At 75.5% G+C, this 14,964-nt stretch carries 14 protein-coding genes; 7 read left to right on the top strand and 7 right to left on the bottom strand.

Annotation, left to right across the window (positions count from 1 at the left end; translation table 11 throughout):
- Positions 1–1,256: MFS transporter (locus ACQKM2_RS01060; RefSeq protein WP_427705025.1), on the bottom strand; the 1,256-nt coding region annotated here is incomplete at its 3' end.
- Between the two features lie 55 nt (positions 1,257–1,311).
- On the opposite strand from ACQKM2_RS01060, the gene ACQKM2_RS01055 reads away from it, so the two are divergent.
- Positions 1,312–2,298: a helix-turn-helix domain-containing protein gene (locus ACQKM2_RS01055; RefSeq protein WP_427705022.1), complete on the top strand. Its 987-nt coding sequence runs from the start codon at positions 1,312–1,314 to the stop codon at positions 2,296–2,298.
- Positions 2,299–2,310: 12 nt separating this feature from the next.
- On the opposite strand, the gene ACQKM2_RS01050 is transcribed toward ACQKM2_RS01055, so the two are convergent.
- Positions 2,311–3,297, bottom strand: coding sequence for a LacI family DNA-binding transcriptional regulator (locus ACQKM2_RS01050; RefSeq protein WP_427705706.1), 987 nt, complete (start codon positions 3,295–3,297; stop codon positions 2,311–2,313).
- Positions 3,298–3,524: 227 nt separating this feature from the next.
- Between ACQKM2_RS01050 and ACQKM2_RS01045 the strand changes: the two genes are divergently transcribed.
- Positions 3,525–4,562, top strand: coding sequence for an NUDIX domain-containing protein (locus tag ACQKM2_RS01045; RefSeq protein WP_427705019.1), 1,038 nt, complete (start codon positions 3,525–3,527; stop codon positions 4,560–4,562).
- Between the two features lie 45 nt (positions 4,563–4,607).
- Here the strand turns inward: ACQKM2_RS01045 and ACQKM2_RS01040 are convergent, their stop codons facing one another.
- Together ACQKM2_RS01040 and ACQKM2_RS01035 are read right to left on the bottom strand one after the other, a co-directional pair.
- Positions 4,608–5,303 carry an MBL fold metallo-hydrolase gene (locus ACQKM2_RS01040; protein ID WP_427705017.1) on the bottom strand — a complete coding sequence of 232 codons (696 nt, stop codon included), beginning with the start codon at positions 5,301–5,303 and terminating at the stop codon, positions 4,608–4,610.
- Positions 5,304–5,449: 146 nt separating this feature from the next.
- Entirely contained in the window at positions 5,450–6,814 is a 1,365-nt protein-coding gene (locus tag ACQKM2_RS01035) for a dipeptidase (protein WP_427705014.1), read from the bottom strand.
- Positions 6,815–7,110: 296 nt separating this feature from the next.
- Between ACQKM2_RS01035 and ACQKM2_RS01030 the strand changes: the two genes are divergently transcribed.
- Positions 7,111–8,301 carry a geranylgeranyl reductase family protein gene (locus tag ACQKM2_RS01030; RefSeq protein ID WP_427705704.1) on the top strand — a complete coding sequence of 397 codons (1,191 nt, stop codon included), beginning with the start codon at positions 7,111–7,113 and terminating at the stop codon, positions 8,299–8,301.
- 124 nt (positions 8,302–8,425) lie between these two features.
- Here the strand turns inward: ACQKM2_RS01030 and ACQKM2_RS01025 are convergent, their stop codons facing one another.
- Positions 8,426–8,884: a nitroreductase/quinone reductase family protein gene (locus ACQKM2_RS01025; protein WP_427705011.1), complete on the bottom strand. Its 459-nt coding sequence runs from the start codon at positions 8,882–8,884 to the stop codon at positions 8,426–8,428.
- A 150-nt stretch (positions 8,885–9,034) separates the two neighbouring features.
- On the opposite strand from ACQKM2_RS01025, the gene ACQKM2_RS01020 reads away from it, so the two are divergent.
- On the top strand, positions 9,035–9,733 hold the full coding sequence (locus ACQKM2_RS01020; protein ID WP_427705008.1) for a TetR/AcrR family transcriptional regulator: 699 nt from the start codon (positions 9,035–9,037) through the stop codon (positions 9,731–9,733).
- A 142-nt stretch (positions 9,734–9,875) separates the two neighbouring features.
- Entirely contained in the window at positions 9,876–10,832 is a 957-nt protein-coding gene (locus ACQKM2_RS01015) for a spherulation-specific family 4 protein (RefSeq protein WP_427705005.1), read from the top strand.
- A 4-nt stretch (positions 10,833–10,836) separates the two neighbouring features.
- Here the strand turns inward: ACQKM2_RS01015 and ACQKM2_RS01010 are convergent, their stop codons facing one another.
- Positions 10,837–12,048: a GDSL-type esterase/lipase family protein gene (locus ACQKM2_RS01010; protein ID WP_427705003.1), complete on the bottom strand. Its 1,212-nt coding sequence runs from the start codon at positions 12,046–12,048 to the stop codon at positions 10,837–10,839.
- Between the two features lie 124 nt (positions 12,049–12,172).
- Entirely contained in the window at positions 12,173–12,916 is a 744-nt protein-coding gene (locus tag ACQKM2_RS01005) for a maleylpyruvate isomerase family mycothiol-dependent enzyme (protein WP_427705001.1), read from the bottom strand.
- A gap of 36 nt (positions 12,917–12,952) precedes the next feature.
- Between ACQKM2_RS01005 and ACQKM2_RS01000 the strand changes: the two genes are divergently transcribed.
- A complete protein-coding gene (locus ACQKM2_RS01000; protein WP_427704998.1) occupies positions 12,953–13,645 on the top strand; it encodes an alpha-ketoglutarate-dependent dioxygenase AlkB family protein in 693 nt (230 codons plus the stop codon).
- 41 nt (positions 13,646–13,686) lie between these two features.
- Positions 13,687–14,949 carry an ROK family protein gene (locus tag ACQKM2_RS00995; RefSeq protein WP_427704996.1) on the top strand — a complete coding sequence of 421 codons (1,263 nt, stop codon included), beginning with the start codon at positions 13,687–13,689 and terminating at the stop codon, positions 14,947–14,949.
- The last annotated feature ends 15 nt before the right edge of the window (positions 14,950–14,964 follow it).

The following is a 14,964-nucleotide window of genomic DNA, read 5'->3' as shown; positions in this document are numbered from 1 at the left end:
GACCGCCTTACCCCCGCGCCCCCTCGCGCCGGCCCCGCACCCCCCGGGGCCGGGCCGTCGGCGTGCCGCGCCGACGGGCGCGCCAGGTGACGGCCCAGGCCGAGGACGGCGAGCAGCGCCACGAAGCCGCACACCCCCGCCCACCCCGCCAGGCCGTGGATCCGCACGCCCAGCCAGGAACCGGCACTCCCGCCCAGGTACGCGCAGGTCATGTACGCGGTGTTGAGCCGCCCCCGGGCGTCGGACCGCACGGCGAAGACCCGGGCCTGGTTGGCGACCGAGCCGCACTGCAGCGCCACGTCGAGCAGCAGCGTGCCCGCGGTCAGCGCGGCCAGCCCCCACGCACCGCCCGCGACGCCCCCGGCGAGGACGGCGGCCGACAGGAGGACCCCGAGCAGACAGGCGAGGTTCAGCCCGTCGGGCCCGCGCCGATCCACCAACCGCCCGGCGAGCGGGGTGCACAGCATGGTCACCGCGCCGACCAGGGCGAGCATCCCCACCGCCCGGGTGTCCATGCCGTAGACCGGACCGGTCAGGAGCAGCGCCAGACAGGTCCAGACGGCCGAGAAGGCCCCGAAGACCGACGCCTGGTAGAGGCAGGAACGGCGCAGTTCCCGCTCGGTGCGCAGCAGCCGCAGCGAGTCCGTCAGCAGCGTCCGGTACGGGCTGCGCGGGGGCGGGGGCGACGCCGGCAGCACGCGGGCCAGGACGCCCGCCAGGAGCAGGACCACGGCCGCGGCCGCCAGGTACGGGGCCCGCCAGCCCAGCCGTTCGCCGAGCGCCGAGCTGAAGGTACGGGCGAGGAGCATGCCGCCGATGGAACCGCTCAGCAGGGTCCCCATCACCGCCCCCCGCCGTTCGGGGGCCACCAGCCCGGCGGCCATCGGGGCGATGACCTGCGCGGCCACCGTGGAGACCCCGACGCACACGCCGGCGGCGACGAGGAACGGCAGCGCGGGCGCGCAGCCCGCCGCGAGCAGGGCCGCGCCCGAGAGCGCGAGCAGGGTGACCAGGTACGGCCGGTGCGGCAGCCGGTCGCCGAGCGGGACCAGCAGGAACATCCCCGCCGTGTAGCCGATCTGGGTGGCCGTCACCACGAGCGAGGCGGTACCGGGCGAGACCCCCAGCCCTGCCGCGATCAAGGGGCCGATCGCCTGCGGGAAGTAGATGTTGCCGACGGCCACCGCGCAGGTCAACGCCAGGAGCAGGACAGTGCCGCGCCCCGGATCGGGCCCGAGGGCCTTCGTGTCTGTCATGCGCAGAGTCCACGGCACCCGCGCCCCGCGGCCAACGGATGTAGCGTGGCGCTTAATGATCAGCTTCGGTCTCGGCGTGGAGGACCTCGCCGACACGCGGTTCGCCCTCTCCCCGCTGGGCGAGACGGTCTTCAGCCTGCGGGTCCTGCGCGAACCGGGGCTCTCGGCCCTCCACCTGCCCTGGCGCGGCTCCGTCCTGGACCGCCTCGGGGCCCTCGACACGCGGCTGCTGCTGTCCCTGGTCGCGCCGCGGCTCACCCTGCCGGACTTCCTGACCCCCCGGCCGGCGGCCTTCGACCCGGGGTTCGAGGAGGAACTGGCCGCGGTCCGCGCGACCCCGCCCGGCCTGGTCCGGCGGGACCTGAGCGCCGCGTACGCCCCGGACCCGCTTCCCGCGCCGCTCGCCGACGCCGGCGCGGACGACGAGCGGGTGGCCGCCCTGCGCGACGCCGTCTGCGACCTGCTGCGGGACTACTGGGAGGTCGCCGTCCGGCCGATGTGGCCCCGGATGAGGCAGCTGCTGGAGGCGGACATGACCTACCGCGCACGGCAGCTGGCCGTGGGCGGCGCCCGCCGGCTGTTCGCCGGCATGCACCCGAACCTGCGCTGGCACGACGGGGTGCTCTACGTCGACCGGATGCTCTCCGCCCACCACGTCGAGGCGCACGGCCGGGGACTGCTCCTGGTCCCCTCGGTCTTCGCCCACAAGCCGGCGCCCCCGGTGAGCCCCGAGGAACCGCCCCTGCTGGTCTATCCCAGCCGCGGGGTGGCGACGCTGTGGGACCCGGTGCCGACGGCCGACGCGTCCGCGCTGGACGCCCTCCTCGGCGCCCCCAGGGCGCGGATGCTGCGCCTCCTCGACGAGCCGCTGCCCACGGTGGAGATCGCCCGCCGGTTCCGGATCACGCCCAGCGCGGTGTCCCAGCACCTGCGGGTGCTGTACGCCGCCGGTCTGCTGGCGCGGGCCCGGGACGGGCGGCTGGTCCTGTACCGGCGCAGCCCGCTCGGCGACCTGCTGGCGGGCCCCCGCGGGCACGCGTAGCCGGTCCGGCGGTCAGTCCGCCGGCGGGAGTTCGCCCGAGCCGCGGGGGACGAGGCGGGTGGGGAGTTCGATGCGGGTCGGGGGGAGGGGTGTGCCCGCCAGGCGCTGGAAGAGGCGGTCCGTGGCCACCCGGCCCAGCGCCGCCGGGTCCTGCGCGACCACCGTGACGCCCGGGCGCAGCAGGTCGGCGAGCTCGAAGTCGTCGAAGCCGACCAGGGCCACCGGCCGGGGGAGCGCCGCGAGGACCCGTACGACGGTGACGGTGACCCGGTTGTTGCCGGCGAAGACGGCCGTGACCGGTTCCGGGCCCGCCAGCATCGCGCCGGCCGCCGCCGCCACCCGTTCCGGGGCCGTCGAGCCGAGGGAGACCCAGGCCTCCGACACCGGGAGGCCCGCCCGGGCCATGGCCTCGCGGTAGCCGCGCAGGCGTTCCGTCGCGGTGTGGATGCGGGCGTGGTCGCCGATGAACCCGATCCTGCGGTGCCCGGCAGCGATCAGGTGCGCCACCCCGTCCCGGGCGCCGCCGAAGCTGTCCGACAGGACGACGTCCGCCTCGATCCCGCACGCCGGGCGGTCCACGAACACGGTGGCCACCCCCGCCCGGATCTCGGGTTCCAGGTAGCGGTGGTCGTCGCCGGCGGGGATCACGATCAGCCCGTCCACCCGGCGGGCGCACAGCGCGAGGGCCAACTCCCGCTCGCGGTCCGGGTCCTCGGCGCTGGAGCCGTTGATGAGCAGGGCGCCGTGGGTGCGCGCCACCTCCTCGACCGCCCGGTTGAGGGGGCCGTAGAAGGGGTCGGCGAGGTCCTCCAGCACCAGGCCGACGGTGGCGGTGCGGCCCTTGCGCAGGACGCGGGCGCTGTCGTTGCGCCGGAACCCCAGCTCCTCGATGGCCTCCTGCACCCGCCGCTCGGTGTCGGGGGTCACCCCGGGCTCGCCGTTGACGACCCGCGAGACCGTCTTCAGGCCGACGCCCGCCCGGGCCGCCACGTCCTTCATGGTCGGCCGGTTGCCGTAGCGGGGCTCGGACGGGTGGCGGGTCTGCGGCACGGCGGGGGAACCTCCGGAGGCGGCGGGCGGCGGGCGGGGCGGAAGGGCCCCGCCCCGGCGGTGATCTGGCGCGCCCCCGAGCATAAGCACTCGACCGGCGGGCGGGTTTCCATGGCAGGGTGGGGCGGGCAAGCCACCGGGGGGCTTCGAGGCGAGCCACAGGGAGAGGGGTAGACGTGATTGTCTGGATCAACGGCACTTTCGGTGCCGGGAAGACCAGCACGGCCCGTGAACTGGCCGGACTCCTTCCGGACAGCAGCCTGTACGACCCGGAACTCATCGGCGACGCGCTGCGCCGGCTGCTGCCGCCCAAACGCCTCGCCGAGGTCGACGACTACCAGGACCTCCCGATCTGGCGGCGGCTGGTCGTGGACACGGCGGCGGCGATGCTGGCGGAGCTGGGCGGGGTCCTGGTCGTGCCGATGACGCTGCTGCGGCAGGAGTACCGCGACGAGATCTTCGGCGGCCTCGCGGCGCGCCGGATCCCGGTGCGGCACGTGCTGCTGGCCCCGGAGGAAACGATCCTGCGGGAACGTATCGCCACCCGTCAGGAGCCGGGCGCGCCCGAGGTGGTGGACGTACGGGTCCGCCAGTGGGCGTACGACCACATCCCGGCGTACCAGCAGGCCCTGGGCTGGCTCAGCGCCGACGCGCACCTCGTCGACAACGGCCGCCTGACGGTACGGGAGACGGCACAGCGCATCGCCGACGCCGTACGCACCGACACGGCGGCGGTCTGCGACATCGTGCAGACCCCGGAACCGACGCGCGAGACGGTGGCGGCGGGGGTCCTGCTCTTCGACGACCGGGACCGGGTCCTCCTGGTGGATCCGACGTACAAGCCGGGCTGGGAGTTCCCGGGCGGGGTGGTCGAGCCGGGCGAGGCCCCGGCACGGGCCGGCGTACGGGAGGTCGCCGAGGAGCTCGGCCTGACGCTGGAGCACGTCCCCGGCCTGCTCGTCGTCGACTGGGAGCCGCCCCGCCCCCCGGCCTACGGGGGACTGCGGCTGCTGTTCGACGGCGGGCGGCTGTCGGAGGAGGAGACCGAACGGCTGCGGCTCCCCGGCCCGGAACTGCGGGCCTGGCGCTTCGTCACCGAGTCCGAGGCCGCCGACCTGTTGCCGCCGCAGCGCCTGGAACGGCTGCGCGGGGCCCTGCGCGCCCGCGAGCGCGGCAACCCCCTCTACCTGGAGTCGGGCCGCCCCACCCCCTGACGCGGGCCCCGGACCCCGGGCCCGCCCACCGGGGTCCGGCCGTACTCAGGCCGAGGCCGCCCGCGCGGCCTCGTCGAGGGCCTTCGCGGTCTCCTCGGTCCAGGGGTCGCCGTGGCCGAAGCAGGCCACCGACGGGGCGAGGGCGGCCAGCCGGCCGAAGGAGGCGATCGCCTGGGCCCGGTCGGTGTTGAAGACCCCCAGCATCACCTGGCCGACCCCCGCCACGCAGTCCCCCGTGAACAGGACCCCGTGCTCGGGCAGGTGCACGCCGATGCTGCCCGGCGTGTGCCCCGGGGCGTGGACCACGACCGCCCCGCCGCCGAAGTCCAGCACCTCGCCGTCCTCCAGCTCCCGGTCGACCCGGGTCGGCGGGGCCTCGGGGGTCGTCATCCCGTGCGCGTAGAGCGGGACCTCCCAGTCCAGCAGGACCGGCTCGGGGACCGGCTGCTCGCCGCGCACCACCGGGGCGTCCAGCCGGTGGGCCAGTACCCGCGCGCCCCGGCGGGCGGCGAGTTCCCCGGCGGAGCCGACGTGGTCGCGGTGGCAGTGCGTCAGGACGATCCGCTCCAGCCGCCCGGGCTCCAGCCCGAGGGAGCGTATCGCCTCCTCGATGGCGTCGGCGGAGCCGGCGTGCCCGGCGTCGATCAGGGTGAGGGCCCCGCCGTCCTGCCAGAGGTAGGCCTGGCCGATGGCGAAGCGCAGCATGTGGAGCCGGTCCGGGATGACTTCAACAAGATCCATGACGGCGACCGTAAGCGCCCGGTCCCGCCGCGGACACCGGACTTCGCCGGGAGCAGAGTACGCCCAGGGCGCAGTGCGCCCTGGGCGTACGGGGAAGGGGTGCCGCCGCCGGCCGCCGCCGGCCGCCGCCGGCCGGCGGCAGGCCGTCAGGCGCTCTTGGAGGCCGCGTAGTTCACCAGGAACAGGGCCTCGGCGACCGACAGCCGCTCCAGCTCCTCCGGGGAGACGCTCTCGTTCACCGCGTGGATCTGCGCCTCGGGCTCGCTCAGCCCGATCAGCAGCATCTCCGCCCGCGGGTACAGGGACGTCAGCGTGTTGCACAGCGGGATGGACCCGCCCATGCCGCTGATCTGCATCTCCTGGCCGTCGTACGCCTCGCTGAGGGCGGCCGCCATCGACGCGTACGCCGGGCTGCTCGTGTCCGCCTGGAAGGGCTGGCCCTGACCGACGACCTCCAGCTCCAGCCGCGCCTTCCAGGGGGTGTGCGCCACCAGGTGCGCCTCCAGCAGCTTGATGGCCTCCGTGGTGTCCACGCCCGGCGGCACGCGCAGGCTGATCAGCGCGCCGGCGCTCGCGTGCACGGACGGGGTCGCGCCCACGACCGGCGGGCAGTCGATGCCGAGCACGGTGACGGCCGGACGGGCCCACAGCCGGTCGGCGATGGTGCCCTCACCGATCAGCTCGACGCCGTCCAGGACCTTCGCGTCGGCGCGGAAGTCGGCCTCCGGGTACTGCAGGCCCTCCCACACCGCGTCCGAGGCGAGACCGTCCACGGTCGTCGAACCGTCCTCGGAGCGCAGCGAGTCCAGCAGCCGGATCAGCGCGGCGAGCGCGTCGGGGGCGACACCGCCGAACATGCCCGAGTGCAGGTTCCCGCCCAGGGTGTCGAGCTTGACCTTGATCAGGGTCATCCCGCGCAGGGTGGCCGTCACCGTCGGCAGGCCGAGGCGGAAGTTGCCCGCGTCGCCGATGACGATCGTGTCGGCGGCCAGCAGCTCCGGGTTGGCCTCGGCGTACTGCTGGAGGCCGCCGGTGCCCTGCTCCTCCGAACCCTCGACGATCACCTTCACGTTCACCGGCACCCCGCCGTTGGCCTTCAGGGCGCGCAGCGCGAGCAGGTGCATGATGAAGCCGCCCTTGCAGTCCGCGGCGCCGCGCCCGTACCAGCGGCCGTCGCGCTCGGTCAGCTCGAACGCGGGGGAGATCCAGGCGGCGTCGTCCAGCGGCGGCTGCACGTCGTAGTGCGCGTACAGCAGAACGGTCGGGGCGCCCTCGGGGCCGGGCAGGAACCCGTACACGGACTGGGTGCCGTCCGGGGTGTCGAGCAGCGCCACGTCCTGGAAGCCCTCGGTGCGCAGGGCGTCGGCCACCCAGTTCGCGGCGGCCTGGCTCTCGCTCTGCGGGAACTGGGCCCAGTCCGCGACCGACTGGAAGGCCACCAGCTCGGTCAGCTCCGCCTTGGCGCGGGGCATGAGCGAGGCGACGGTCTCGGCGATCGGATTCTGGGACATGGGCACGCTCCTCGTGGGTGCGACGTTGTTGTGGGTGCCGGGGTACGGCGAATGCAAGGCGAAAGACTGTCACGATCCTCGCACAGAGGGACGAGGCGGCGGCTCGCCGTAGGATTTCCACGGCATCGGAGCAACCGGGTGATCAGGAGCAGCAGCACATCGTGAGCAGCGACGACGACGTGAACGGCGCGAACGCAGAGCAGGCCGCTCGGGGGGCGGACGACGGCACCCCGGCGGAGACGGCCGGGGAGACGGCCGAAGGGGCGGGCGGCACCGCCGCGCAGGGTGCGGCGGAGGTGTGGGACGTCGTCGTGGTCGGCGCCGGACCGGCCGGGGCGTCCGCGGCGTACGCAGCGGCCTCGGCGGGCCGCAGCGTCCTGCTGCTGGAGAAGGCGGAGCTGCCCCGGTACAAGACCTGCGGCGGCGGCATCATCGGTCCCTCGCGCGACGCCCTCCCGCCGGGCTTCACGCTGCCCCTCAAGGACCGCATCCACGCCGTCACCTTCTCCCTGAACGGCAGGCTGGCCCGGACCCGGCGCTCGAAGAACATGCTGTTCGGGCTGATCAACCGGCCCGAGTTCGACGCGGCACTGGTCGCGGAGGCCGAGAAGGCCGGCGCGACCCTGCGCACGGGCACGGCCGTGTCCCGGGTCGAGCAGCACGGCGCGGCCGTGCCGGACCGGCGCACCGTCGCCGTGGTGCTCGCGGACGGCGAGACCGTCCTGGCGCGGGCCGTGGTCGGCGCCGACGGCAGCGCCAGCCGGATCGGCGCCCATGTCGGCGTGGAGATGGACCAGGTGGACCTCGGCCTGGAGGCGGAGATCCCGGTGCCGCAGACGGTGGCCGAGGACTGGAAGGGCCGCATCCTGATCGACTGGGGCCCGCTGCCCGGCAGCTACGGCTGGGTCTTCCCCAAGGGCGACACGCTCACCGTCGGGGTCATCTCGGCGAAGGGCGAGGGCGCGGCGACCAAGCGGTACCTCGACGACTTCATCGCCCGCTTGGGCCTGGCCGGCTTCGAACCGGCCGTCTCCTCCGGCCACCTGACGCGCTGCAGGAAGCCCGATTCCCCGCTCTCGCGCGGCCGGGTGCTGGTGGCGGGTGACGCGGCCGGGCTGCTGGAGCCGTGGACGCGGGAGGGCATCTCCTTCGCGCTGCGCTCGGGACGCCTCGCGGGGGAGTGGGCGGTCAAGGTCTCCGAGGCGCAGGACGCGGTGGACGCGCGCCGCCAGGCGCTCAACTACGCCTTCGCGGTCAAGGCCGGGCTGGGCGTTGAAATGGCGGTCGGCAAGCGGATGCTGACCGTGTTCGAGTCCCGCCCGGGGCTGTTCCACGCGGCGCTCACGGGCGTGCGGCCGGCCTGGACGGCCTTCGCCCGCATCACCCGGGGCTCGATGACGCTGCCCGACCTGGTCCGTACGTACCCGCTGGCGCGCCGGGCCCTGCACCTGCTGGACGAGCGCCAGGCGCGCGCCCGCCGAGGGTAGCGGCCGGAGCACGTCGGACGACGCGGAGCGCCGGTTCCCCTCGGGGGCCGGCGCTCCGCCGTGCCCGGGGGCGGGCCGGGGCGGAGGAGGGCCGGCCGGGACGGGCCGGCGGGGGTTGGGCCGGTCAGCGGGACACCGTGATGCGGAAGACGGGGTGGTCCCCGGCGGCCGTCCGGAGCTCGGCGTCGGTGGACCGGGCGGTGACGCCCTGGAAGAACCGGTTGACCTCCCACCCCCACTTCTCCAGGTAGGCGCGCAGCACGGCCGCCTTCTCCGCCGGGTCGGTCAGCTCCTCGGCGGTGAAGGCGCGGACCTTGCGGCCGACGCGCAGCTCGCCGCCGCCGGCCACGCGCATGTTGCGGACCCACTGGGAGTGGCCGCGGGCCGAGACGAGGTACTGCCCGCCCTCGTAGAGGTGCGGGTTGACGGGAATGCGCTGCATCGTGCCGGAGGTGCGGCCGCGCACCGACAGCTCGGCCGTGCCGGCCAGGCTGACGCCGAGGCGGGCCAGCTTGCCGAAGAGGGCGTTGAAGCGCACGGCGAAGGGGCCGGCCTGGACGTAGTAGGGGGCGGGCGCGTTCATGGGGGCCTCCGGGCGGTGTTTGGAGAGCACTGCTCTCGCTTGAGAACAGTGTGCACGGATCGGTGCACCAAAACAAGAGCAGTGCTCTCTCAATGGATCGGTGCTCCCGTTTTTGTTCACTGCTCCGATCTGCATGGCACACTGATCCGCATGAGCACCGTGCGAGGGGCCAGGGAACGGGCCCGCATCGAGGTCACCGCCGCCATCAAGGACGAGGCGCGCCGCAGACTCGCGGCCGAGGGAGCCGCCAAACTCTCGCTGCGCGCCGTCGCCCGCGAGCTGGGCATGGTCTCCTCCGCCCTCTACCGCTACTTCCCCAGCCGCGACGACCTGCTCACCGCGCTGATCATCGACGCCTACGACGGCCTCGGCGCCGCCGTCGAAACCGCCGACGCCACCGCCCTCGCCGCCGGCGCCACCCCCCGCGCTCGCTGGACTGCGGCCTGCGCGGCGGTCCGCACCTGGGCCCTGGCCCACCCGCACGAGTACGCCCTCGTCTACGGCTCACCGGTACCCGGCTACAGCGCACCGCTCGACACCGTCGGCCCCGCCTCGCGCGTGGGCAACGTCCTCATCGGCATCGTCCGCACCGCCTACGAGGGCCGCGGCCTCGCCCTGCCGCCGCTGCCCGACGCCCTGCGCCCCGAAGCCCGGCGGATGACCGCCGACTTCGCCGAAGGCCTGCCCCCGGCGGTGACGGCCGCCCTGGTCGCGTCCTGGGCGCAGCTCGTCGGCCTGGTCTCCTTCGAGCTGTTCGGCCAGTTCAACCGGGTCGTCGAGGAGCGGGAGGCCTTCTTCGCGCACGCCGCCGGGCAGCTGGCGCACTCGGTCGGACTGCCCGCCGTGTGACCGGGCCGTGCGGGGTCACGGTGACGAGTCGTTCGTCAGTTCTTCATACCGATCCGGGTGGTTCGGCCTTCACCGGGTTCCCGCGCGTCTAGTGTTCCTCGGGACCCCGCCCCCCGCCCCCGCTGCAGCCGGAGGAACAGCCGTGGCCCCCGCCCGCGTACTGAAGGCCCTGTACGCCGTCGCCCTGATCGTGCTGCTCGCCGCACCGGCGCCGGCCGTACCCGCCTCCGCGAGACAGGCGGAGCCGTCACCGGCTCCCGCTCCCCGGATACCCGGCGTGCGCGGCCTGGAGATCGGCGTCCCCGCCTACGTCCGGGCCGGCGACCCGATGCTGACCGCCCTCACCGCCACCACCCCCGCCGCCTCCGTGGTCGTCCTCAACCCCGGCAACGGCGACGCCCCCTTCGACGGCCCCTGGCGGGCCCGCGCCGACGCCCTGCGCGCGGGCACCACCGCCACCGGCGAGAAGACCAAGGTCCTCGGCTACGTCCACACCGACCACGGCAACCGGGACCTCGCGGCCGTCAAGGCCTCCGTGGACAACTACCTGGGGCCCGCCGGGCAGGACGACGGCCGGCTCCACGTCGACGGCATCTTCTTCGACGTCGTCAGCCGCGACTGCGGCCCCGGCAACGCCACCCGCGACCACTACGCCGCCCTGCGCCGCTACGTCCAGGACGCCATGCACGCCGTCGACCCGGACGTCGACGACCTCGTCGTGAACAACCCCGGCACCGCCATCGCCGACTGCTACCTCGAACCGGGCCACCGCACGGCCGACGTCTTCGTCACCTACGAGGACACGTACGCGGCGTACTCCACGGGCGGCTGGCAGGGAAACGTGTTCGACGCCCGGGGCGGCTACCGCCCGGGCACCGAACTCGACCCGAGCGGCACCGCGTTCTGGCACCTCGTCCACGAGGTCCCGGGCGGCGCCGCGATGCGCAGCGCGCTCCGCACCGCCTTCGACCGCGGCGCCGGGTACGCCTACGCGACGAGCGCGGCCATGCCCAACCCCTGGAACACCAGCCCCTCCTGGAAGTACCGCCCCCAGACCGCCTACGCGGCCACCCTGGGCGAGCCGGACCCGTCCGGCTGACCGGCTACGCGGCGCCGAAGGGGCCGTCCGCCGCGAAGGCGCGGGCGGCGAAGCGGCTGCCGATGAGGCGGTGCGTCTGCGGGGCCGGGTGGAGGTCGTCGGGGAGCGGGAGTTCCGCGAAGTCGGCCGCGCCGTAGAGGTCGAGCCCGTCCAGGTGGTGCAGGTTCGGGTCCTCGGCCGCACGCTCCCGCACGATGCGGGCCAGCTCCGCCCGGACGGCCTTCAGGGTCAGCTTGCCCGCGGCGGCCTCCGCCGGGTCGCCCGCGGCCCGGAACCGGAGCCTGCCGGCGGCGAGTTCGGAGTGGTCGGGGGCGCTGGGCCCCGGGGTGTCCTCGTGGATCGGGCAGAGGATCGGTGAGACGACCAGCAGCGGGACGTCCGGGTGGCCTTCGCGGACGGTGTCGAGGAAGCCGTGGACGGCGGGTCCGAAGCCGCGCAGCCGCATCAGGTCGTGGTTGACCAGGTTGATGCCGATCTTGACGCTGATCAGGTCGGCCGGGGCGTCCCGCAGGGTCCGGGCGGTGAACGGGTCGAGCAGGGCGCTGCCGCTCAGACCGAGGTTGACCAGCTCCACCCCGCCGAGGGAGGCGGCCAGCGCCGGCCAGGTCGTGCTGGGGCTCGCCGCGTCGGAGCCGTGGCTGATCGAACTGCCGTGGTGCAGCCACACCCTGCGGCCCCGGTCCGGGGCCGGCTCGACGGGGGCGTCGGTCCGCAGGGCCACCAGCTCGGTGACCTCGTTGTGCGGCAGCCAGATCTCCACGTCCTTGACCCGGTCCGGCAGGCCGGCGAAGCGGACCGTGCCGACGGGGCCGGGGATCCGCTCCTCGGACCCGGTGGCCATGTCCACCATCAGGACGTGCCCGCCGGTCACCGTGCCCTGGCCGGCGAGCCGGCCGTCCACCAGCAGGTCGTACACGCCGTCGGGGCGCGGCGGGGCTCCCCGGTAGGCCGTCCTGGTGCGTACGGCGTCCAGTTCGACGGCCGTCGCCCGGGTGCGGAACACCAGCCGTACGCCGGAGGGCTGCGCCTCCGCCTTGGCCAGCTGCCCGTCGGCGCACTGGGCGCGGGCCCGGGCGGGGAGCCGGTGCGGCAGCAGCCCGAGCCCGGTGCGTTCCAGCTCCAGGGCGCCGCGCAGGAGGCATTCCCCGACCGGGGTGGTGATCCAGTCGGGGGAGTGCGGGGAGGAGGGGGCGGAGGGAGAGGTACCGGAGGCCATGGTGCCCACCCTGCCAAGCCGCCCGCCGCCGCGCACGCCCATTTCCGTCGGGCGCCCGCAGCCGGACGCGTGCAGCCGGACGCGTGCAGCCGGGCGTCCGAGGGCCGTCCGACGGCCGTCGCCGTCAGATGCCCGCCGTCTCCTGCCACAGCCGGGCCAGCGACCCGTCCCCGCGCACACCCGGACCGGAGAGCGGGAGCCGGTTCCACAGGGCGGCGTACAGCCAGGACGCCTCGCCGGTCACCTCGCAGTCCGGCTCCTCGCCGGTGTCGCCCCGCACCGTACGTGCCGGCTCCTTCGACAGGTGGACCGTCCACACGGCGCCCGTGTCCGCGGCCCGCACCCGCAGCACCCGGGGCTCCTCGGTCCGCACCCGGCTGCCCGGCCGGGCGTGGAAGCCGGTCAGCAGCTCGTCCACCCCGTCCTCCGCGAACTCCGGGGCCACCTCCGAGAAGGCGGTGCCCCGCGCCGACTCGGCGTCGAAGCGGTGCACCGTCGTCTCGTGCGCCTGCCGCCGGGCCCAGAACGCCAGCGGCGACGGCGGCGCCGTCGGCAGGAAGGTGAAGCAGGCCACCCCCTCCGGCGCCTGGGCCAGGGTCCGGACCAGCTCCGCGTGCCCCTCCCGGAACCAGGCCAGCAGCTCCACCCCCGTCAGCTCCGGCGGCTCGGGGAACGGCACCCGCTCCACCAGGCCCTCCCGCACGAACCCGGCGGCCCAGCGGTGCACGGCACCGGTGTGCCGCAGCAGGTCGGCGACCCGCCACTCGGGGCAGGTGGGCACGAGGGCGTCCGTACCCGCCCGTTCGGCCTGGTCGGCGAGGAGTTCGCCCTCCCGGGCCAGGACCTCCACGTATTCGGTGATCTTCATGCCGCGAGTCTGCCAGCCGCCCCCGAGAATGGGAGGGTGGACGGGAAACCCCCGCCGCACGGGGAGCCCTTCCCGCACGGGGAGCTCTTCCCGCGCGAGCGCACCGAGATCGCACCCGGCGCCGTGCACCTGCCCGACTGGCTCGGGCCCCGGCGCCAGCGGGAGCTGCTCGCCGCCTGCCGCGAGTGGGCCCGCCCGCCCGCAGGACTGCGCACCGTGCGCACCCCCGGGGGCGGGACGATGACCGCCCGGCAGGTGTGCCTGGGCCTGCACTGGTACCCGTACGCCTACGCGCGCACCGCCGTCGACGGGGACGGGGCGCCGGTCAAGCCGATGCCCGCGTGGCTCGCCGGGCTGGGACGGCGGGCCGTCACCGCCGCGTACGGGACGCCCCCGCCGCCCTCGGAGGCGTACGACATCGCGCTGGTGAACTTCTACGACGGCGACTCCCGGATGGGCATGCACCGCGACGCCGAGGAGCGCTCCGGGGCCCCGGTGGTCTCGCTCAGCCTGGGTGACTCCTGCCTCTTCCGCTTCGGCAACACCGCCTCGCGGGGCCGCCCGTACCGGGACGTCGAGCTGCGCAGCGGGGACCTGTTCGTCTTCGGCGGTCCGAGCCGACTCGCCTACCACGGGGTGCCGAAGGTGCTGCCGGGCACGGCCCCGCCGGGGCTGGGGCTGACCGGCCGCCTCAACATCACCCTGCGGGTCGGCGGCCTCGGGCCGTAGCCGGGGCGAGGGGCGGCCCCCGATCATGCGAGGATCCCCTCATGAACGGCAACGGGGCCCCGCTGGGGGCGGGGGACGAGACCACGGCGTCGGCGGCGTCCGCGAGGACCAGGCTGGAGCGCGGCCGCGGCGCACTCGGCCCGGCGCTGGAACTCGTCCACACCGGCCGGGCCCCGACCCGGGCGGTGCTCACGGCCGAGCTCGGCGTCACCCGTGCCACCGCCGGAGCCGTCGCCGCCGAGCTGGAGGCCCTCGGCCTGATCCGCGTCGACTCCCGCCCCGGCGGCGCCGGCGGCACCCAGGGCCGCCCCTCGCACCGGCTCGCCGTCGACGAGAACGGCCCCGTGGCGCTGGCGGCGCAGGTCCACCCCGACGGGTTCCGGGCGGCCCTCGTCGGCCTCGGCGGGCGCATCGTGGCCACCGCACCCGGCAAGCTCACCGTCTCCGCCGACCCGGCCCAGGTGCTCGGCGCGGTCGTCGACGCGGGCGCCCGGCTGCTCGCCGAGTCCGGCCGGCGCTGCGTCGGCGCGGGCCTCGCGGTGCCGTCGGCGGTCGCGGAGCCCGAGGGGACGGCCCTGAACCCGCTGCACCTGGCCTGGCCGCCGGGCTCCCCGGTGCGGGCCATCTTCGCCGAGCGCGTCAAGGCGGCCGGCATCGACGGGCCGGCCCTGACCGGCAACGACGTCAACCTGGCCGCGCTCGCCGAGCACCGGCACGGCGCCGGCCGCAGCGCCCAGCACCTGCTCTGCGTGGCCACCGGACACCGCGGGGTCGGCGGGGCGCTGGTGCTCGACGGCCGGCTGCACAGCGGCAGCGCGGGCCTGGCCCTGGAGGTCGGCCACCTCACCGTGAACCCGGAGGGGCGGGCCTGCCACTGCGGCAGCCGGGGCTGCCTGGACGTGGAGGCCGACCCGCTGGCCTTCCTGACCGCGGCCGGCCGCACGCCCGGCCCCGAGGTGTCGCTGCTGGCGCAGGCCCGGGACCTGCTGCGCGCCGAGTACGCGCAGCCGTCGGTCCGGGCGGCCGCCGAGGAGCTCATCGACCGGCTCGGGCTGGGCCTCGCTGGCCTGGTCAACATCCTGAACCCGGACCGGATCATCCTCGGCGGCCTGCACCGGGAGCTGCTGTACGCCGACCCGGAGCGGCTGCGCGCGGTGGTCGCCGACCGCAGCCTGTGGGGGCGCAGCGGGGGCGTGCCGATCCTGCCGTGCACCCTCGACCACAACAGCCTGGTCGGGGCGGCGGAGCTGGCGTGGCAGCCCGTGCTGGACGACCCGCTGGGGGCGCTGGGCGCGGCGGCCTGAGCCGCGCGGGTGCGC

The organism is Streptomyces sp. NPDC004126, assembly GCF_050275515.1.
In the GTDB taxonomy this organism is placed as follows: Bacteria; Actinomycetota; Actinomycetes; order Streptomycetales; family Streptomycetaceae; genus Streptomyces.
This window is presented reverse-complemented; position numbering and strand designations above follow the sequence as displayed.